Raw genomic sequence first — 20,010 nt, 5'->3', positions numbered from 1 at the left:
GGTCCGTTATTGCTAAGGCGATCCGTTACTGCCCATTTCGTTCAAGCAACGTCACCCCGCCACTCATGCCATCGACTTCCACCATATCCCCATCCTTCAGTTCGGCCAACACTCCTGTCAGATTAACGACCGCAGGAATAGCAAACTCACGGGCAACGATTGCCCCGTGCGAGAGATAGCCGCCCGTCTCTACAACCAATCCTGCTGCCCTGAGGAAAAGAGGTGTCCAGCCGGGGTCAGTGGAGGAAGCAACCAGAATATCGCCCTGCTGCAATTTGTAGCCGTCAGCCGGGTGGAGCAGAAGGCGCGCTTTACCTCTCGCCAAGCCTGTGCCGGTCGGGATGCCCTGATAGCGACGCGAGTTATTTGAGGCTGTGGCTGAGGTTGTGGCGGACTCATGTGCCTGCCATTCCTGCCTTGAATACCTCGATGCCTCGACCAGAACATCCGGTGCTGCTTCCCGCGACCATTGTTCGAAAAGCCTGTTCCGTTCGCTCACGCGAGCCTTTACTCCAGTCTCGGGAATATCGCTATCTAGCACACGCAATATCTCGGAGAGCATGAGTTGAAAAATATCCGCTTCCTGCACCAGTACTCCCTGTTCAACCAAATAGCGTCCCGCTGCGAGCAGCAGGTGCCGCCCGGGCTCCATCAGTGCAGTCAGGGCGCTGCGTGCCGCTTCACGCTGATTGCATTCCTGCGTCGCTGCTTTTGCCAATTTCAGAATAAAAATACGTTTCCAGAACGGTACGCCAGATCGGATGCGCGCCAGTGCTTCAGTCACTGCCGCTTTCTGGCGAGCCCGCAACGCCGCTTCATCCACTTCGGCTAGTTGCTCCAGTTGCGATAGTAAATATTCCGGCGCCTCCCGCCACCTCGGATTCCGGAAGTAACTTTCATACAATCCTCGATGCCCGTAACGCTCAAGAAACTCATTGAAGGCACCCTGAAACTTGGGGTTCTCGGAATGCAGAGGATGGCTGGAAGCTTCTACGCTCTCCTTGTTTTCCCGCCACAAACGCGCCAGAGCCATCAGTTCATACGACTGGCATGCAGTAACGCTGGGCTCACCACCGGCGAGCAAAGCGGTAGCCAATGCATATCCTTCACCCGGAAAACACTTATCCAACTGCTCGACCAGCATTGCCAGGCTTCCGCCGCCTGAGCCCTGCAAGAAAAACAAATCGACGGCGCTACGGGCAACGTGAAAATGATGGAGAATTTCTGCCCGCAGCCCTGCCGCATCCTCGGGAAGGGACTCCTTGCGCCATTGGGCCCCCTCGGCCATGGCGCGCTCTACAGCACGCTGGCCGCGGCGACGCTGACCTGGGGATCGCAGCATATAACGCACCGCCCTTCGCAAACGTGTAAAGCCATCCCCAGGACTTGCGGGCGGCAGCGTGATTTCCGGCTGCTTGCCGCCGATCAGCGCATTCGTCAGCTTGGGAATCACACCTAATGCATCGAAAACTTCCCATTGCAACAGCGAAAGCTGTAAATAAAGACGACCATGGAACAGTCCTGCGCGTTGCAATCCTGGCAGCAATGGATAACCCGCCAGAATGTAGCCCTGTGTGAGCAGTTCGTTAACCAGCCTGCGCGCATTGCACCAGTCAATCGGTGACAGCGGCTCGGGGACTACTTCGCAGGTGTTGCCGCGCGTCCAGTAGGTCGGCTGTGTTTGCAGCGCGGGATAGGTGTAATGGGGCCGGGCAGTGACTGACCGGGCCTGCGTCAACCAGAACTGTTCGCCGTCCCATACCCATTCCAGATCATAGAACGGATGGGTGAAATCCAGGGCCACCGCCGCGTCGCGCAGCAGTTCAGCCAGGGCTAGGGCTTGATCGGATGAAAGAACAGACCCCGTTGCCTCGGCGGCGGATGTCGCGACCATTGTCGTTCCGCCTTCCTGCCGCGCGACTGCCTTGGCCGCCTTGCTGCCAATCTGCTCGTGCAGTAATACCCAGTGATCATCGAGCAAATCTTCGGCAAAAACGTATTCATCACCGGTTGCCTGTCCGCCGACCAATGATTCACCCAACCCCCATTGCGCATGGATGACAAGCCTGTCATCACGTCCGGTAATCGGGTCACAAGTGAAGGCGATGCCGGAAGCAATGGCAGGCAGCAGCGGCATGACGATTACTGCCATGCCTGGCATGGATGCATCTTGGTTCAATCTTTGACGGTAAGCAATAGCGGTGGGGGAGGATAACGAGGCCCACACCTCCCGAACGGCGAGCTGTACCTGTTCGATACCGCATACATTCAGGCAAGTACGGTAAATACCCGCGAACGAAGCCGTGGCTGAGTCTTCACCGGCAGCCGAAGAGCGTACTGCCAGCGGCTGATTCAACCAGCCACGGGTGGCAAGAGCCTTTTGCAATGCTGCTGACAATTCGGGAGGGATCGCGGGAGGGATCGCCTCATCGTCATGCAAGGGTCGCCATCCAGCCGGGATAACCACTCCCTCCGGCACCGGCAGACCCAATTGCTTCAATCGTGCCAGATGCCATGCCTTGCCGCCTACGGTCGCTGCATCCGCAGCTAGAACACTTTCCCAATCGAGAATTTCCAATTGCGTGATTTGTGTGATTACGGGCACTTCTCCAGTCCCTCTTGGTGAAAACGCCACCTCATCCGGCATTTAACACCAACCTTCGCCGCTGACAGATTTCGCCATTACGACGACCAACAAACTCGACTATTTCTGCGTCAGGCCGGGGCAGTTGAAGTGTTCCATCACTGATGCCGCGCACTGCTTCAAACGGGCGTCCGTTCATGTATGTTTCCAGTTCGTCCAGACCTCTTGTTGCTATGCTCATGGTACGCTCCTCAATCTGCACTTTCATCGCCGTCTGCGGGATGCCGGAAAGAAGGCCGGCGCAAAATGCGATCAAGTCCCGGTTTTCGTGTAGCAGATCGTCAAGTGTCATTTCATACGCGATTCCGGGAACCCCCAGGTCTTCGATTGGCAACCCGTCCGCCGCACCGCTACGCAGCGCGCGGCGGATGGCGAGAGTGTAGCCCACGTCCGGCGGCAGGGCGTTCAGTTCAAAGGATGTGCTGCGCAGGGCTTCGCGCAAGTCAAAATGCGTCCACACATTCGCTCCCCCAGCACCGGTAGCTTCTCCCACGCAAACCACTAGGCCTATTTCATTATCCGCGAAACCTGCGACGAATAAGTCACCCGACGAATAAGTATTTGGATCGACAACACATACAACAGGCCCGCTGTATTTCTGGCCGATATCGTTACACCACGCAGGATCGGTTAGCGGCAATGATTGTGAGTACGGCTCTCCCGTTGCTATCGCCGCCTCAAGTGAAGGCAGCCACGCTTCAAACTCCATGCGATTGAAGGGACTGGATGCCATGGCCCGTGTCATGGGAGAAGCGAGCAGGCTGAAGCGTGCCGGTTTTATCGGGTTTGGCGTAAAGAGCTGTAGCAAGCGCTCCGCCGCCCAGATCAGCCCGCCGGGGTTACCCCGCAGATCAAGGATCAGGCCGCTGTCAGGCAATATATCCAACAGGCGCATTATCTCGGCGATGAATGCGTCATCGTCCTCGACATCGAAGCTCCAGATACGCAAATAGCCCAGCTCGCCGGGTGAGCTGTTTTTGACAATGCGGACTGCCAATGCATCCTGGAACCGGGTCCTTATCCACTTTACCCACTTCTCATCGCGTGCAATGGCAACCCCACCGCGATCGGCCTCCCATACCTCCCCGGAAAACATGAGTTTCTTGGTGCGACGCACGGCTTCCGCCGCCGGATCAGCGGCAATATAGCGCGATGCGCGCGAACCTGGTTGATGATTGGTTTGCGCGCGTTCGGGCTGAACGACTCGCCATGGGATCCGTGTCTCCCGTAGCGTTCCGCGGGGTGAAGCGCGGTAAACGATATTCACTGCCATCTCGTCCGGCGGGGGTCCGCACTCCAGAGCGCGGAAAGTAAGAGATTCAAGGGCCCTTGCGCGCCGTGCATCCGGCCGTCCTCCGGTTTCCCGGTCTGCATGCAGATCAACTGCGCGAGCAAAGGGTATGCTGTTCCAGCTCTCCAGAATCACGCCAGATTTAAATCTGGCGTCCTTTATCAGCTCGGGTGCTGATACTTTGGATACGACAAAGGTGGGTGCATCATAAGGACCATACTGCTCGACCAGGAAAGGCAGCGCTGCGACCGCTCCCTGTTTTGCGCCCGGTCCTGAATAGCGCGTGTGCGCATCGCGCAAACCCGAGATGATCGAGGTCAGCGCCAGGTGAAATTCTCCTTCAGATAACGCAGCCACTTGCGCGCGCAGCAGCTGCAACGCTTGCACCGGATCAAGCGCGTAGGCGGCCCGTTTCTGGGGAAGATGACAATAGACGCCACCGATCACAGCAATCAGTGTATCGATAATCTGTAAACGTTCTCCACCGTCCAGCACCCGCGCTCTGGGAATGCGAAAGTCAGGCCGCCGTCCCTTCCCCTTTTCCCTCTCCCTTTCCCTCCCCCTTTGCTCGTCGTGTGGAGATTCCCCAAGCAGGAAATCGCTGAGAAGCTGCCCTGTCTGGGCTTGAAGAAGAGATGCAGCATGCTGATTATCCATGAAAATCAACCCTAAGAATCAGCCGTAAAACTCACCGAGCCCATCGAGCAATCCCTCGTGAAACCCGCGCCCTGGAATCGAAGCGAAGAATGCTTCGTCATGCACAAGCGGCTGGATAGGCGGAACAATGATCTTCGATAAATCTTTTGGCAAACCGCCTACCGGCACTCGACCGGTGGGCATATCCAGCGCAAGACGTAATGGCGCAGGCGCACCGGTGCGAATGGCGGCAAACGCAAGGCGGCGCGCGCTTTCGATCGCTGCCTGGGGATCATTCCGGACTTCTTCCAACCGTTTTAGAACATCCTTATAAGACCACGCCTCATCATTACCCACAAATCGGGTGAGGGCAAGACGCCGCGTTTCGCCATTTACGGATATCCTGCTGGTTTGCACTGAACTCGCCTGCTGCATGAGTTGCTCGGTTCCATAAAGCGGCTTTCCATTCACTATCACCAGGCGGACATCCGTTTCGGTAGCGCGAAGAATGGTTTTGAAAGGATCGGACCGGGAAGCCCCTTCAGTAGGGGATGCAATTACAACCACATCCCCCAGTGCCCCGGGTTGCAGCCGCCCTGCCTGCCGCTGCCATGCTTCGGCCAGCACATCCCCCGGATTGGCAGTAATCATTTTGACCAGATCGAAGGGAGACAATCCCCATCCTTTCGCTTCGCTTATCAAGGAAGCGACCTTCAATTCACCGAGTACATTTCGTGTTCCGGATGGGCCCCAGTCCGATCCTATGCAGAGGCTGATCTCTCGTGCCAATGCTGATGGAACATCAGTGGTCGTGCCATACAGCCACAGATTCGAGAATGGGGACCAGACTATTGCACCCGGATCGCTCCAGGTATTGTATGAAGCGGGGTCGATAGCATTGGTATGAATGGCGACCAGTCTCCGCTGCAAGCATCCCGCGGTATGAGCAGCGCGGTACTCGCGCTGGACGATCGAACCGGGACGGCCCTCCGCACAATGGTAAATGAAGGTGGCGCCCTGCCGCATGCTGATCGCACGCTCGCCAAGCTGCTCGGGTTTGAGGGTGAGCGTCGAGGCAAGTACTTGATGACGCCCGATTTCCCCATCGAGCGTTTCATCTTCGATATTTCGCACCAGCCAGCCGTCCAACGGACGGTTGCTAGGGGGAGACCCTTGTATGCTGGTGGTGCCGCCAACCAGTGCGCGAATTTCCGCATAGGCGAGCAATTCCGCGGGTGCAGCCTCGATAAACGCATATGCCGGCCAGGTGATGCTTTCCGCGTAAGTCGGCCGTGTAGGCCAGATGTCATGGTGCTGGAACGGTACTGTGCGATTGGGCTCGATCCAAAGGGGTAGCGTCGCGTAGGCGAGATGACTGTGCAGGTCAATAAACCCGGGGACGACGAGATCATTACCCACATCCACCACGGGAGCATTATCGAATTCAGCAGAGCGCACTGAATGCGCTACAGTCGCTGCAACCCCTGCCCCCCTGGTTACCGCAGCAATACGGCCATCATCGCCGATCCATACCCTGCCCTGGAAACTTGCATTCTCGCTTTGGGCAACCTTCCGATCGTTGGTCAATGGAACGATCCGGCCGGCGACGATCAGGCTCATGTGCTGAAAGAATGTCTATTCAACGAACGCAAGGCTGAACCGTAGTATGTTTAATGGGCGATGGCTACGTTTGCTGCGGCAGCACCTCTTTGGGTACACGCACTACAATGGTGCGGCGCTTGTCCAGCACAGTCTCGCCCTTCCTGTCTGCCCAACCCTCTTCGGTGCGCATCCATGACGGCAGGCCGGGTGGAAGATCATCCGGCGGAATATCCGGAAGATCGTCCGAGTCGAAAGCAGGGCCATACAATTCAAGCTCACCCGCCACGTCCGGATTCTGTATAGCCGGCTTGAGCGTTCGCAGCCCACCGTTCCAGTTCTCGAGCATTTTTGTCGTTGCAGCTTCCTGTTCCGCGCGAGTGTGAGCGGAACTCTGCGGCCAGGTAGGGTGCGTCAAATGCTGGAAGGGCGGCGAAGAGCTGAACTCCACCGCAGCGGGTGAAGCAAGCCAATCCTGCCAGGCGGTATTAGCAAGTCCACCAAATGCGACTACAGCCTCGATCGCATTGCCACGAAGAATCGCCGCAATCCACCGGTTGCGGTAAGCGGCAATCAACTGATTTGCGATATGACGTGTTCCTCCCCCTTGGCCATATACGCTGTAGAGGAAGGTATTGATGAAGACGTAGCTTCGGATGACACCGAGCCGCTTCAGAAATCCTTGTGCGCGCTTTCCGGCTGTGCCGACAAGAACCCGACGCACGATTGCCTCATGCTGCGCCGGATCCTGCCCCAAGATAAGTACGCGCGCGCTTCCATCCAGCCGTCCCCGATGAAAAATGGGCCCCCATTCCGTCCGAAAATCAGCGATGGGATAAGCATCCTCGCCAGGGTACTCCGACACCAATTTGACAAACGGTTGCTTGTAATACCCGCGATCAAACGGAATAGCCATGAAATATCTCCTTGGTTAGTCTCCGATCGAATGCGGCGCGCTACGCCGGGAGGCTAGCGGCCAGCCTGCGCCTGTTGGGCCAATTCCGTGAGCTGGTCCAGAAGTGCTCTCTTCTGATTTCCCAGTTCGGCATAGCGTGCATACAACTGGTTCAGGTCGCGGGTGTATTGCTGGATGCGTTCCGTGCGCTCCCGCTGCAGCCTGATATTGTCATCATAATTTGTCGGCGGTGCATCCTTCACCACGCCCATTGTCAGGTAGCCTTGCACGGTGAGTGGCTGGCTATCCTGTATTTCGTTGCGCCGCAATTCCTGAATCATCTGGAATTGCTGGTAAACAGTCTGTTGTTCCTGGCTCAGGTGATTCAAAGCCATCTCAAGCTCTGCCATACCGGGATCAGATCCGGGTCCATCACTCCTGAAAAAATCAGCAGCAGTGCAAGGATAATAGGTTTCATGTCATCCGGATAATTCCTTATGAATATTATGAGCCCGAAATCGCATGTTCATGGCAATCTCTGGCGATACTCTTTGGGCATCTTGCTCAACTGAATGGCATTCCATGCCGTCGCCACGCTTCGCAGGTATCCCATTGTGCTTAAATTAAGAAAGGGAAAGGTTATCAGCAACGATTTCGGCTTCCTTCTTCAAAGATAGCATGGATATAGAACCTGGATTGGCTTCGAGGAGAATTATGACATGAATGAACAACCGTTCCCCTTGCGGGACAGGATAGTGGATGAGCGCCGCACGCTTCTGCAACAGCTGCAGGATTGGCTGGAGATACCCATGCTGGTGCTCGCTTTCATATGGCTCGCATTGATGGTGGTGGAAATTGTCTGGGGACTCAACCCTCTGGTTGAATCTGTGGGCTACATCATCTGGGTAATTTTTATTCTCGATTTTATTTTGGAGTTTTGGCTGGCGCCGGAAAAACTGGACTATCTTAAAAAGAACTGGCTCAGCGGCATCGCCCTCATGGCGCCTGCATTACGCGCCCTCCGGCTCGTTCGCATCGTGCGGCTTGCGCGCCTCGGCAGGATCGCGGGAATGTCGCGTGGTCTGAGGTTGCTGCGGGTATTGAGCAGCGTCAACCGGGGCATGCGTGCACTGGGCGCCACGATGCGCAGGCGAGGCTTTGGCTACGTCCTCTTACTGACACTGATCGTTACCCTCGCCGGAGCAGCAGGAATGTATGGTTTCGAGAATAACCCGAATAATAATCCGGAGGTGGGCCTGCATAGCTATGGCGCCGCCCTGTGGTGGACAGCCATGATCATGACGACGATGGGCTCCGAGTATTGGCCGCAAACCGCGGAAGGGCGGGTGTTATGCTTTTTTCTTGCGCTGTACAGCTTTGCCATGTTCGGTTATGTCACCGCGACATTGGCTACTTTTTTCGTGGGACGGGATGCCGAAAATCCCGATACGGAGATTGCAGGAGCTGAATCCATCTCTGGGCTTCGGGCGGAGATCGCCGCCCTGCGTGAAGAAATTCAGGGATTGCGTAAATGATGGATTGGTTTTCTCGTCATAATATGTTTAGTGTTAAGCTTATTCCTGTTTCCGCCGATCCCTGACCGACCAATTATTGCGGGAAAAATCATGCAATATTATTTGATATTCGCCCTAGCCCTCGCCATTATTTCCATAGCATTCGCTCTGCAAAACGATATGATTGTGACAGTGACATTTGGCATATGGAGCTTCGATAGTTCGCTCGCCATGATGCTGGTGATTGCGGCAGGCATAGGAGCAACCATTTCTGTCTTGTTGTCGTGGCCCAGTCTAATCAAGAATCAATGGGTGAGTGCTCGTCTGCGCAGACAGGTGAGCAAACTGGAGGAAGACAAGGCTGCCCTGGAGCAGCGCACTACGCAACTGGAAGAAGAACTGGCAAAACTCACTCCTGAGCCTATCCCCGAACCGCCTCCACGCTATCTCGGACTAAAATCGATGCTCCTCGGAAGCGATAAACCAAACACAAGCGAATAACGTATGCCTGGGGATCGAGCCTCATTTCATCGCTTCTAACCATGGCCATACAACGTCTATTTCTAATGCACTCCCATGTCCGACGCTGATTCACACAGGGAAGCTGAGCTGCCATTTGTGCAGCCCCCCTTGAAAGCAAAGAAAGGAAGAGGAGCGGTATCCAATCTCCAGGGGCGGTACGAGCAATGGACGCGTGAAGCCATCGATGATGGCTGGGGAAATGGCGGTATCATCGGAACCGCCGACAGAGACAAGACAGAAGATGACGAGCCGGATACAAGCTTGACATGGAAGACCCAGATCATCGAGGAACATGCCAAAACCATACTAAGCCGCAATCAATCGCCGGATGTGCCGTTCAGTATTTCGCTCAATCCTTATCGCGGATGCGAACATGGGTGCATCTACTGTTTCGCGCGCCCCACTCACAGTTACCTGGGATTGTCGCCTGGGCTGGATTTCGAAAGGAAAATATTTGCCAAGATCAATGCGCCGGAGCTTTTGAGACGGGAGCTGGCAAAACAATCGTATGTGCCGGAACCCATCGCGCTCGGCGTCAATACGGACGCATACCAGCCCTGCGAGCGCGACTTGCGGTTGACACGGCGCGTGCTGGAAGTGCTACGTGAGTGCGAACATCCGGTCGCGCTGATTTCCAAGTCATCGCTGATGGAGCGCGACATGGATTTGCTCTCCGATATGGCTTCAAGACGATTGGCTGTGGCCGCGGTGACAATCACCACTCTCGATCCTGCGGTTGCGCGCACGCTCGAACCGCGGGCAAGTGCTCCAGCACGCCGTCTACGGACGATTCGCACGCTGGCCGATGCCGGAATTCCGGTCGGCGTCAGCGTTGCACCGGTGATTCCGTTTGTCACCGAGCCCGATCTGGAGCGAGTACTGACGGCAGCAGCAGAAGCCGGAGCAATCAATGCAGGCTATGTCATGTTGCGCCTGCCCTGGGAAATCAGCCCGCTGTTCAGGCAGTGGCTGGAAGCCCATTTTCCTGATCGCGCTGCCCGGGTCATGAGCCGGATACGCGACATCAGGGGTGGCAAGGATTACGATTCGAGCTTCGGTAGGCGCATGCGCGGCGAGGGGATCTGGGCCGACTTGATTCGGCAGCGATTCGACAAAACGGTGAAACGCCTGGGGCTCAATGCCCATTCGCGCCGTTTCAAGAGACTGGATAGCTCGCGTTTCCGTGCGCCTGCCATTACCAACTCAATAAAGTCAGTGACACTTCCAGAAGTTAGCAGCAAAGCAAATGACAAAAAGCCAAAAGGCACTGGCCAATTCGAGTTATTTTAATAGCTCCCTGTTTTGATAATCAACTTAAACGCTCGGAACATCCTGTCAGAAATCTTTCTTCAAAAACATCTCATCACACTATTCATTAATCATACGCCCCATTCACTGCTGCCAATTCTCAGTCCTCAGCATGAAAATACCTGTATTCGTTTCTTCCCCTACCACCTTATCTCCATCACAGGCGGCTGCCCGTGCGGTCCTCATTCGGCAGCTTGAAGACAACGATTTGGAACCTCGTGCCTTAGGACGTTCGGATTACCCCACCGAGCTTCCATTGCGTGAAGTCCTTCTGATTGCTCGACACTGCTCGGGAGGCATCGTACTTGGGTTCGAACAATTTCGTGCTGAGATCGGAATAATCAAGCCGGGTACTCCGGATGAGAAGCGGGTCAGCGTACCAACCCCGTTTCCCACCGCATGGAATCACTTGGAATCCGGCATTCTCTTTGGACTGCGTCTTCCTATTCTAGTCTTTCGCGAAAATGGGATTTCGGGTGGTGTTTTCGATAACGGTGTTTCCGATGTATTTGTCCACTCTATTCCGCCACCCGAAATCAAAGGTACCGCAAAAGATGCATTGAGGCAGATCTTTCAGCGATGGGCAGGTAAGGTTCGCGATCACTACTACTATGACTTTAAACGTTAAACCTCTGCCGGAATAAGCCGCATCCATAGGCATTTACCCTTGCTTTCCTTTTCGATCATTTCCAGTTGACGGGCGTGCGCTTCCAGTTCTTCGGCGCTGGCAGGCAGGACGACCAGTTGCAAATCATGCAGACTACTGATATCGAGATCAAGCGGCGATGGCGCTTCGAGTTCCATGAGCAGGCTCTCCTGCCCGCGCGTCATGGCAAGATAAACTTCCGCAAGCAGTTCCGCATCCAGCAGCGCACCGTGCAGCGCGCGCCGCGAGTTATCCACCTCGTACCGCTCACACAACGCATCCAGACTGTTCCTTTTACCGGGAAACAGCTCTTTCGCCATTTTTAAGGTATCGGTCACCGAGTGGCAACATTCGCAGAGAGCCGGCAAGCTGGCAAGCCCCAGCTCATGGTCAAGGAATGCGACGTCGAACGCTGCATTATGCATGATCAGCTCGGCGCCATCGATGAACTCGAGCAGCTCGTGCACGACGTCAGCGAATCTTCGCTTGTCAAGAAGGAATTCGCTGGTTATTCCATGCACCTGCAAGGCGCCCTCCTCGATCTCGCGTTCCGGATTGAGATAATGATGGAAGCGTCGTCCTGTCAATCGCCGGCTCATCATTTCCACCGCTCCGATTTCGATAATTCGATGACCCAGCTTAGGCTCGAGTCCTGTGGTTTCCGTATCTATGAAAATCTGCCGCATCAACCAGCCTTTCTCTTGTATTGCGGATAATCACCCGGTTTAACTCTTCCCTCTTTGTCTTACAGAAACTCACTCCCGGCTGAATGACTTTCAGAAGATTGAGCGGGTGGCTATCCGTCTAATTTGCGGAAACACCCCGCAGCGCCGTCTGAACGCCTCGATTGGCAAGCATATCGGCATATTCGTTGCCATCATGGCCCGAATGCCCCCGCACCCATAGCCATTCTATTTTGTGGCGCTGCGTCAGCAGATCGAGTTCTCTCCACAAGTCATCATTTTTTACCGGTTTTTTGTCGGCGGTACGCCAATCGCGCTTTTTCCAGGCGTGTATCCACTCGCTGATACCCTTCTGTACATACAACGAGTCGGTGTGCAAGCGTACTTCACACGGCTTGGTCAGCGCTTCCAGCGCTCGGATGACAGCGAGCAGCTCCATGCGATTATTGGTGGTCATTTTCTCTCCACCGAATAATTCGCGTCTATGCCCGTTGTATTGCAGCAAGGCGCCCCACCCGCCCACCCCCGGATTCCCCTTGCACGCTCCATCGGTAAATATTTCGACTACCTCGGCGTGTTTCACTTTCACTTCTCGCCTCGCGGTAAAATTCCACTGCGCGCAGCCCTGCGTGGCTCATTCGCGGCAGCTGTGCCTTTGATCTGGGGTGCAATCGGCGACATTGCTCTCCTCCTCGCCCGCACTTCTTTCCATTCAGGCTTGATAACGCGCATGCCATGGACACGCTTGACTGCGGTGAGGAAATAGACGCCCCCGGAGAAGCGCCCCCAGCGGTCTCCTGCTTCCTCCATGAAATGAAAACGCGTCAGCCATTTCTCCTGACTGAATGGGGGTGCGTAGCAGCATTGGCGATCTTCCGTGATTTCAAAATCCAATAATGTCAGCCAATCCTTGAGCCGTGGCAACGCGATGAAATTACCCCGCCATGGAAAACTCCCCTCCCGCGGCGAGCCGAACAAACCTCTTATGCCCCAGAGGCTGCGGGGATTGAAACCGGAGATAATAAGGTTGCCTTCCGGCATCAGTACCCGCTGCACTTCCCGAAGTATCTGATGAGGATTGGAGCTGAATTCGAGCATATGGGGCATAAGCACGAGATCGGTGCTGTTCGTTTCGATCGGCAGAAAATCAGGAGTGGCAAGAACGTCAGCTCCTTTTTCAGGGGCCGCACAAAACTTGAGCGGCATACGGTTTGTGTGCAGGAAATCGTATTGCGGAAACCCGATCTGCATGGCGTTGTAACCGAATACGTTTGCCACCGCCCTATCGAAATATTTTTGCTCCCGTTCCAGCAGATACTGACCCAGGCAGGTTTCAAACCACTCGACTATACTTTTGGTTTGCATATTTAGCGTCAACTGGCGTTCAACCAGGAGTGTCTATGACTCGATCATGTAAAATCTCTCAGCTCATGAATCAGCAGAAATCTGCCTGACTTGTTGCTCACCCTTCGGGCACCTCCGCCGGCTGCTAGCCGCCCCAAAATACCTGAATAGCGCCCATCATGACTACTACTCCCAATATCGTTCCGATTCACGCTTTCAAGGACAATTACATCTGGCTCATCCGCGATCATTACCATGCTGCCGTTATAGACCCTGGCGATGCGTCCCCTGTTCTGGATTATCTGAGCCGCGAAAAGCTGAAGCTCATCGCCATTCTCAATACTCATCACCATCCCGATCACGTGGGCGGAAATGCTGAACTGTTGCGGGAATTTGCCGTACCCGTCTTTGGTCCGGCGAAAGAATCAATTCCGACGCTCACCCATCGTCTCAAGGAATGCAGTGATATAGAAAACGAAGAAGGCTGTGTATATCTTCCGGAATTCTCACTCAGCTTCCGGGTGCTCGATATCCCTGGCCACACCTCCGGACATATCGCCTATTATGGCGCAAACATGCTCTTTTGTGGTGATACCCTGTTTGGCTGCGGGTGCGGACGGTTGTTCGAAGGTACAGCGCAGCAAATGGTCGACTCACTGGAAAAACTGGCGGATTTGCCCAAGGACACGCTGATCTATTGCGGCCATGAATACACGCTCAGCAATATCCGCTTCGCAAGAACAGTCGAACCTGGCAATCAAGCATTGGCGAAGCGCGAAGTGGAAGCCGAAAAATTGCGTAACGAAGGCCTGCCCACCCTGCCCTCCACCATTGCGCTGGAAAAAGCGACCAATCCGTTCCTGCGCTGTACTGAAGTGGAAGTCATCGAAAGCGCCAGCAGCCATGCGGGGAAACCGCTAAACGATCGTGTCAGCGTATTTGCCGCCATCCGGGAATGGAAAAATCACTTTTGACATTATCTTTTTCTATACGCCGGTTCTCCAAAAGCTTGTCCCGAAAATAAATTTGAATGGTGAAGCAATTGCGTTGTCCTAATTTTGTGCTTTACTTGGGGTACTCACTACAACCCCTGCACGCACGCAAAAAATAGCAAGATTAGCGCGCTCCAGTCATGGAATACTGATTTCCGAATCCATGACGTCATCCACTCCGCCGCTCACTGTAGCGGCGCCACGCTTCCGGAGGACAATACATGAACCCATTGGAACAGCTATTGCAATGCAGACAAGCCATCTGGCTGGATTCGATCAGCCGCGACCTCATCAAGAGTGGGCAACTGCAGCGCCTGGTAACCGGGGACAAGCTGCATGGCCTGACAAGCAATCCCACTATTTTCGAGCAGGCAATCGGGCACAGCGATGCTTACGACAACGCGCTGCGCCAGCTATTGCGGACCAATGAAAAACAAACCGAAAAGACCCTGTTCGAGGCGCTGGCTATCGAGGATATTCGCATGGCTGCAGATGTGTTGCGGCCCGTATATGATGAAACCCATGGGGGAGACGGGTACGTCAGCCTGGAGGTATCACCCCACTTGGCACGTGATACCGGAGGCAGCATCGCGGAAGCCAAGCGCTTATGGCAAGCCGTGGAGCGGCCCAATCTCATGATTAAAATTCCCGCCACCCCCGAGGGAATTCCAGCAATTGAGCAACTGATAAGCGAAGGCATCAACGTCAATGTCACCCTGATGTTTTCTCTGTACCACTATGAGGCCGTGGCACATGCGTACATTACGGGGCTTGAACGCCGGGATGCTTATTCGCCCGGCGGAAACAAAATATGGCCTGTTTCGGTCGCCTCGTTTTTCGTCAGCCGGGTGGATAACATAATCGATCCCATGCTGGAAAAGATCGGCACCCAGGAAGCGCTCGCCTTGCGCGGGAAAATTGCCATTGCCAATGCCAAACTTGCCTATCAACGCTTCCGTGAGACATTTTACGGAGAGCCATTTAGTTGCTGGCGCAAAAAAGGCGTACACGTCCAGCGGCCATTGTGGGCCAGCACCAGCACAAAAAATCCCGCATATTCAGATGTGTTGTACGTCGAGGAATTGGTCGGCCCCGACACCATCAATACGATGCCACTCAAAACGCTGGAAGCATTCCGGGATCACGGGCGGGTTAGCGAAACTCTTGGAAAAGGACTCGCACAAGCTGAAGCCGACGTGGTGCAGCTTAAGGAGCTGGGGATCGATCTCAACGCAGTTACCGAAAAACTTCAAAATGATGGGGTCGATTCGTTCGCTGCATCCTATGACAAGCTTCTTGCCTCACTGAAGAAAAAACGCCAGGAAATTCTCACTACCAGCGACCAGACAGCCTGAACCGGTCCAAGATTATTATTCAGCAGAGAACAATTGCCAAGGGAGGGATCATGGAACTGGGAATGATTGGATTGGGGCGAATGGGAGGCGCGATGTCGCAACGGCTGCTGCAGGCGGGACACCAGGTGGCGGGTTACGCTCGCAGCACTGATACGGTGAAGCAGTTGGAAGAAAAGGGCCTCGTCGCGGCTTCCTCGGTGGAGGATCTGGTTAGTAAATTGAAGCCACAACGCATCATCTGGCTGATGATTCCGTCAGGAAAACCGGTGGATGAAACCATCGGCATTTTGATGCCGCTGCTGGAGGCTGATGACGTTATCATCGATGGCGGAAACTCGGATTACAAGGATACTCTGCGCCGGGCGGAAACGCTCAGAACGCGTCAGATTCACTATGTCGACGTGGGCACCAGCGGCGGTGTCTGGGGCCTTGAAAACGGCTACAGCATGATGGTGGGCGGCGACGATGCGGTGGTGGCACACCTGCGACCCCTCTTTGAAACTCTTGCTCCCGGCCCAGATAAAGGATGGGGTCACGTTGGTCCATGTGGCGCGGGTCATTTTACCAAAATGATCCACAATGGCATCGAGTACGGAATAATGCAGGCCTACGGCGAAGGTTTTGCAATCATGCACCATAAGGAAGAATTCAAGCTGGACTTGCATCAGGTTGCGGAAATCTGGCGCTACGGCAGCGTGATTCAATCCTGGCTGCTCAACCTGACCGCTGCTGCCCTGGAAAAAAACCCGGGTCTCGAAGGTATCGCCCCCTATGTTGCCGATTCCGGAGAGGGACGCTGGACGGTAGCCGAGGCGATAGACCTGAACGTCGCCGCGCCTGTCATTACCTTGTCGTTGTTGCAACGATTGCAATCACGGGATTCCGATTCGTTCTCCGACAAGCTGCTATCGGCGCTCCGCAATCAGTTCGGCGGACATGCAATGAAGAAGGAGTAACCGTACGATCAAACCCTTAGGCGCGGGAAGAGTTATAGCTTTAAGATTGAAGGTTGCGATATTTACGCTTGGAGCAACAGCAACGCTAAAACGCCGAGCCTGCTGAGGAAGTGGACAAAGAACTAGCAAGTGGCTTATGGATTGTTTCGCACACGCGAAACAATCCAGCAAAATTCAACGGCTGATCGAAGCTTTCCTTTGCTCCCTAGCAAATTGCTCTGGCTTGGGAAAACTTTTTCAACCAAGATGGCGTCCCTGATGGGGAAATTACACTAATCCGCCATTCGGAGCATTTTGGCTATTTCTGAAATACGATAAGGCTTCCTTACAAATCTAAAGTTTTCCATGGGAGAATTTTCTGCTCTCGATGCAGGAAAGTTATAACCCGAAGCCAAGATTACTTTGATATTGATATTGGGAAGAAGGATACGTGCCTCTCGGGCAAGATCAATACCGTTCATCCCTGGCATGACAACATCACTGAATAGAACATCGATATCCGGCGTCTTTTTGAGGATTTCCAGTGCATTCTCACCCGTGTTTGCGGATAGCACGTCGTAGCCCATGTTCTGGAACAATTCAATGGTGATATCCAGAACATCCGCCTGATCATCCACCCCCAATGCCTTCTCATTTCCGCTTGCCAGGCTTCCGGAACCTTCATTCGTATCCCCTTCCAGTGCTGGCACGAATAGGGAAATAGCAGTGCCTCTGCCCACCGTTGTCTCAATTACCATATCCCCGCCGAATTGCTTGATCGTCCCGTATACCTGACTCATCCCCAACCCTGACCCTTTGCCAACCTCCTTCGTGGTAAAGAACGGTTCCACGGCCTGGGCCACCAATCCCGTTGACAATGACGTTAAGCAGGTTATTGAAGTCGTGAGCGATACCGCCCGTCAATTTGCCGATCGCTTCCAGTTTCTGGGACTGGAACAAGGCTTCTTTGGCACGCTCCAGCGCCTGCCCGGCCTCTCGCTTTTCCGTGATATCACGCGTGATTTTTGCAAAACCAATCAATCGCCAAGATCGTTTCTAATTGGACCTATCACTACACTTGCCCAAAGCCTGGAGCATCTTTCCGTACCCGCCAGCCTTCGCCTTCAAAGCGACCCTCCGCTTCCGCGGTCTGTAATGCCACCAATGGCAAGCCCTCGGCCTTGTCTTCCTCTATATAAAAGCGGGAGAAATGAGTGCCAACGGCTTCAGTTCGGGTGAAACCAGTGATCCCGCGTGCCCCTGGATTCCAATTGGTAATGGTGCCATCCACCGACAACATATAGATCGCGTAGTCTGTCACGCCCTCGACCAGTAACCGGAATTGCTCTTCACTGGCATGCAAAGCCTCGGTTGCCTTCTTGCGCTCGGTAATGTCACGGGTGATTTTAGCAAATGCCAATCAGCGTGCCCTTGGTATCCCGAATTGGATCAATGACGATGCTGGCCCAGAACCGATTACCATCCTTGAGGAGAAGGTTCCATTGCGAATAATCCAGTTCCAAATCAGCAAAAGTTGACGGATCGCATTCTAATTACACTTAAAACATAAACAAGTTGACAAAGTCTCGAAATTCACATATTCTTCATAAAGAGGCTGGATGTTGTTAACGTGACTGATTCGGTTATTCCAAAGTGCTGAAGAGGTGTGATGATGAAGATCGATAAAATTATCGCTACATTCTTCCTGTTCAGCCTTATAGTCGCAATGAGTTTGCCCGTCCAGGCAACGGCCGAGGTGGAAAGTTTCGATGTCGATGCAGCGCGTAACGCGGTGACTAGAAGTGATCACGAAGCCGTCGCCAGATATTACGACAATGCGGCCGTGGAGACGCATGCAAAAGCACAAGAGCAGAAACGCCTGCTCGAGCAGTATGAGGATAAAAGCTATCTCTACGGTAGAGAAGCCCAGGACATGCTGGCCCATACTTACGCATTAGCGCGCAAATATGAGAAGGAGACGCAAGCCAATACCAGGGAAGCGGCCCTGCACCGGCAAATGGCTTCGCAACTTGAAGAGAACGGCCTCATCCCCCTCAGTCTCAGTCTCAGTCTCAGTCTCAGTCTCAGTCTTCAAAAGCTGAGCACGATTTCCGACTTGAATTAGGATCTGTTCCTGCCTGGGTTAATCTCAGGGGTAATGTAATCAGAAACGGCAATGTATGGATGAACATCTGTATATTGCTACCAGTATTTCATACCTTCAGGCTATCTTACCCCTCGGTTCCGAGGATACTTTTCCTCTTTTCTAAATTGTTGCGGAATCTCAACCGTAACAAAACTCGCTGCATATTCCCTAATAAAATCGGTTCACACGCCGCTGTGAAATAACGTTCTCACAAACGCCTTTCTAATCAAGCAGAAGGAACCATGCTGGATCAATCATTCTTCAACTGATCGAAAAACGGAAATTAACGCAAGATTGACAGGACTCAACTAAAGCAAGTTTTTATCGAAAAATACTTTACAAATGTGATTTCTTCACATATTCTTCACACATGCTTCACAAACGTAGTAAGAAGTAACAAACGTAGCTTTAAAAAGTAGCTTTTTTCGCTATTGATTTCGTGGAGGGTATGATGATTAAAGGCAGAACAGTGGGCATTTTCTATTCAATGAGCCTGGCCGTTGCGCTGGTTTTTGCTGGGTTTAATGCTGCGGGTGTCGCCACTGCCAAGGAAAACAGCTATTCCATCGCAATTATTGATAAGAACAGTTACAGAGTAGCCGCCTTACAAAAACCCGTAGCACTTACAGAAGTTCGCTGATACTTTTCCCAAAATAGCAACAAACTCGCCGATGCAATGTTGAGTGTATTTTTCTCCATATTGCATCGGCTCCCCTCCTCGTAGCATTCCCTTCAGTAAAATCCGTGCTCTTGCTGTGAGTGCGCACATTCGAACAACCGATACGGGGATTCGGTCTATTCCCTATCTGCCTCGCTGCCATGAGCATAGGTACAGCTCTGTACTCTCGCGCGAACCACCTCTGTACTCTCGCGCGAACCACTTTAAACATAAAAAAATTGACGAAGTAACGTACATAAACTAATATTAAACAAAATAATTGGTTCTTTTTTACCCAATAAAAGCAACTACGTTTGATATTCCTGTTCCTGGTAAAACAATGATAGCGAGACAGACTTACGCCCTGCTTAGCGTATTGATTTTACTAACGCCACTCACTCAGGCGGCTGGGCATCCTGATACCCGGATCACCCAGACCATTGCGCAGAATGATGAGCAGAACTCAAATGCACATGAGGCAGCCGAGAAACATTTCGAAGATGAACTCATGAAAAAACATGAGACGGTTGCCAAATACTACGAAGATGAAGCAAGAAAGTCGCGAGCGAAGGTAAAGGAACTGGAGATAATGCTTGCGCATTACGAGGAAAAAAGCTACCTGTACGGAAAAAAAGCGCAGGACCTGCAAGCGCATACTGCAGCCCTGGTAAGAAAATATGAAGAAGCTGCAAAGGCAGATGCAAGAGAAGCTGCCTCTCACCGTCAAATTGCTTTGACACTTAAAGAAAAAAATCACCCTGCGTCAAAAACTCAAAAGTTGAGCGTTGTTGAATCCTATGGCCCAACTGTTTTATCGAAATAAGAGTAAGGGGCGGAGATAA

The 20,010-nt window shown here is 53.4% G+C and carries 21 protein-coding genes; 10 read left to right on the top strand and 11 right to left on the bottom strand.

Annotation, left to right across the window (positions count from 1 at the left end; all coding sequences use genetic code 11):
• Positions 1-25: 25 nt before the first annotated feature.
• From BMY01_RS14740 to BMY01_RS14720, 5 genes are all read right to left on the bottom strand, one after another.
• The gene (locus tag BMY01_RS14740; protein WP_254772771.1) at positions 26-2,605 is read right to left on the bottom strand and encodes a PEP/pyruvate-binding domain-containing protein; all 2,580 of its coding nucleotides are present in this window, start codon (positions 2,603-2,605) and stop codon (positions 26-28) included.
• Positions 2,606-2,636: 31 nt separating this feature from the next.
• On the bottom strand, positions 2,637-4,592 hold the full coding sequence (locus BMY01_RS14735; RefSeq protein WP_254772770.1) for a S41 family peptidase: 1,956 nt from the start codon (positions 4,590-4,592) through the stop codon (positions 2,637-2,639).
• Between the two features lie 18 nt (positions 4,593-4,610).
• The gene (locus BMY01_RS14730; RefSeq protein WP_074748884.1) at positions 4,611-6,191 is read right to left on the bottom strand and encodes an amidohydrolase family protein; all 1,581 of its coding nucleotides are present in this window, start codon (positions 6,189-6,191) and stop codon (positions 4,611-4,613) included.
• 64 nt (positions 6,192-6,255) lie between these two features.
• Entirely contained in the window at positions 6,256-7,086 is an 831-nt protein-coding gene (locus BMY01_RS14725; RefSeq protein WP_074748883.1) for a uracil-DNA glycosylase family protein, read from the bottom strand.
• Between the two features lie 53 nt (positions 7,087-7,139).
• Positions 7,140-7,460, bottom strand: coding sequence for a hypothetical protein (locus BMY01_RS14720; RefSeq protein ID WP_254772769.1), 321 nt, complete (start codon positions 7,458-7,460; stop codon positions 7,140-7,142).
• Between the two features lie 324 nt (positions 7,461-7,784).
• Between BMY01_RS14720 and BMY01_RS14715 the strand changes: the two genes are divergently transcribed.
• The 4 genes from BMY01_RS14715 to BMY01_RS14700 all read left to right on the top strand — a co-directional run bounded on the left by BMY01_RS14715 (position 7,785) and on the right by BMY01_RS14700 (position 11,037).
• Positions 7,785-8,600: a potassium channel family protein gene (locus BMY01_RS14715; RefSeq protein WP_074748882.1), complete on the top strand. Its 816-nt coding sequence runs from the start codon at positions 7,785-7,787 to the stop codon at positions 8,598-8,600.
• Positions 8,601-8,690: 90 nt separating this feature from the next.
• Positions 8,691-9,080 (top strand): LapA family protein, encoded by a 390-nt coding sequence (locus BMY01_RS14710; RefSeq protein ID WP_074748881.1) that lies wholly within the window; start codon positions 8,691-8,693, stop codon positions 9,078-9,080.
• 129 nt (positions 9,081-9,209) lie between these two features.
• Positions 9,210-10,391 carry a PA0069 family radical SAM protein gene (locus BMY01_RS14705; protein ID WP_368086249.1) on the top strand — a complete coding sequence of 394 codons (1,182 nt, stop codon included), beginning with the start codon at positions 9,210-9,212 and terminating at the stop codon, positions 10,389-10,391.
• A gap of 130 nt (positions 10,392-10,521) precedes the next feature.
• Positions 10,522-11,037, top strand: coding sequence for a hypothetical protein (locus BMY01_RS14700; RefSeq protein WP_074748878.1), 516 nt, complete (start codon positions 10,522-10,524; stop codon positions 11,035-11,037).
• Here BMY01_RS14700 and dnaQ read toward each other — a convergent pair.
• The 3 genes from dnaQ to BMY01_RS14685 all read right to left on the bottom strand — a co-directional run bounded on the left by dnaQ (position 11,034) and on the right by BMY01_RS14685 (position 13,103).
• Positions 11,034-11,741, bottom strand: a complete 708-nt coding sequence (gene dnaQ / locus BMY01_RS14695; RefSeq protein WP_074748876.1) for a DNA polymerase III subunit epsilon — start codon at positions 11,739-11,741, stop codon at positions 11,034-11,036. The two genes, BMY01_RS14700 and dnaQ, sit on opposite strands and share 4 nt — an antisense overlap.
• A 118-nt stretch (positions 11,742-11,859) precedes the next feature.
• Complete coding sequence (gene rnhA / locus BMY01_RS14690) at positions 11,860-12,327, bottom strand: ribonuclease HI (RefSeq protein ID WP_074748874.1); 468 nt, start codon at positions 12,325-12,327, stop codon at positions 11,860-11,862.
• Positions 12,324-13,103, bottom strand: coding sequence for a class I SAM-dependent methyltransferase (locus BMY01_RS14685; RefSeq protein ID WP_074748872.1), 780 nt, complete (start codon positions 13,101-13,103; stop codon positions 12,324-12,326). Before BMY01_RS14685 ends, rnhA begins: the two co-directional genes overlap by 4 nt.
• A 158-nt stretch (positions 13,104-13,261) precedes the next feature.
• On the opposite strand from BMY01_RS14685, the gene gloB reads away from it, so the two are divergent.
• The 3 genes from gloB (at position 13,262) to gnd (ending at position 16,385) form a co-directional block, all read left to right on the top strand.
• Complete coding sequence (gloB, locus tag BMY01_RS14680) at positions 13,262-14,056, top strand: hydroxyacylglutathione hydrolase (protein ID WP_074748870.1); 795 nt, start codon at positions 13,262-13,264, stop codon at positions 14,054-14,056.
• Between the two features lie 239 nt (positions 14,057-14,295).
• On the top strand, positions 14,296-15,429 hold the full coding sequence (tal, locus tag BMY01_RS14675; protein ID WP_074748868.1) for a transaldolase: 1,134 nt from the start codon (positions 14,296-14,298) through the stop codon (positions 15,427-15,429).
• Between the two features lie 50 nt (positions 15,430-15,479).
• Positions 15,480-16,385, top strand: a complete 906-nt coding sequence (gene gnd, locus BMY01_RS14670) for a phosphogluconate dehydrogenase (NAD(+)-dependent, decarboxylating) (protein WP_074748866.1) — start codon at positions 15,480-15,482, stop codon at positions 16,383-16,385.
• A 272-nt stretch (positions 16,386-16,657) separates the two neighbouring features.
• Here gnd and BMY01_RS18460 read toward each other — a convergent pair whose 3' ends face one another.
• Genes BMY01_RS18460 through BMY01_RS18450 form a run of 3 tightly spaced genes read right to left on the bottom strand, consistent with a single transcriptional unit; the run spans position 16,658 to position 17,784 of the window.
• The gene (locus BMY01_RS18460; RefSeq protein ID WP_074748864.1) at positions 16,658-17,122 is read right to left on the bottom strand and encodes a response regulator; all 465 of its coding nucleotides are present in this window, start codon (positions 17,120-17,122) and stop codon (positions 16,658-16,660) included.
• Positions 17,112-17,405, bottom strand: a complete 294-nt coding sequence (locus BMY01_RS18455) for a hypothetical protein (protein ID WP_074748862.1) — start codon at positions 17,403-17,405, stop codon at positions 17,112-17,114. Before BMY01_RS18455 ends, BMY01_RS18460 begins: the two co-directional genes overlap by 11 nt.
• A 31-nt stretch (positions 17,406-17,436) precedes the next feature.
• Complete coding sequence (locus BMY01_RS18450) at positions 17,437-17,784, bottom strand: PAS domain-containing protein (protein ID WP_074748860.1); 348 nt, start codon at positions 17,782-17,784, stop codon at positions 17,437-17,439.
• Positions 17,785-18,033: 249 nt separating this feature from the next.
• On the opposite strand from BMY01_RS18450, the gene BMY01_RS14650 reads away from it, so the two are divergent.
• The 3 genes from BMY01_RS14650 (at position 18,034) to BMY01_RS14640 (ending at position 19,991) form a co-directional block, all read left to right on the top strand.
• Entirely contained in the window at positions 18,034-18,489 is a 456-nt protein-coding gene (locus BMY01_RS14650; RefSeq protein ID WP_254772768.1) for a hypothetical protein, read from the top strand.
• 469 nt (positions 18,490-18,958) lie between these two features.
• On the top strand, positions 18,959-19,150 hold the full coding sequence (locus BMY01_RS14645; RefSeq protein ID WP_139176938.1) for a hypothetical protein: 192 nt from the start codon (positions 18,959-18,961) through the stop codon (positions 19,148-19,150).
• 298 nt (positions 19,151-19,448) lie between these two features.
• Positions 19,449-19,991, top strand: coding sequence for a hypothetical protein (locus tag BMY01_RS14640; RefSeq protein WP_139176937.1), 543 nt, complete (start codon positions 19,449-19,451; stop codon positions 19,989-19,991).
• The last annotated feature ends 19 nt before the right edge of the window (positions 19,992-20,010 follow it).

Origin of the sequence: Nitrosospira multiformis (assembly GCF_900110185.1) — a bacterium.
In the GTDB taxonomy this organism is placed as follows: Bacteria; Pseudomonadota; Gammaproteobacteria; order Burkholderiales; family Nitrosomonadaceae; genus Nitrosospira; species Nitrosospira multiformis_A.
The sequence above is the reverse complement of the archived record's forward strand: the minus strand, read 5'-3'. Positions and strand labels throughout refer to the sequence as shown.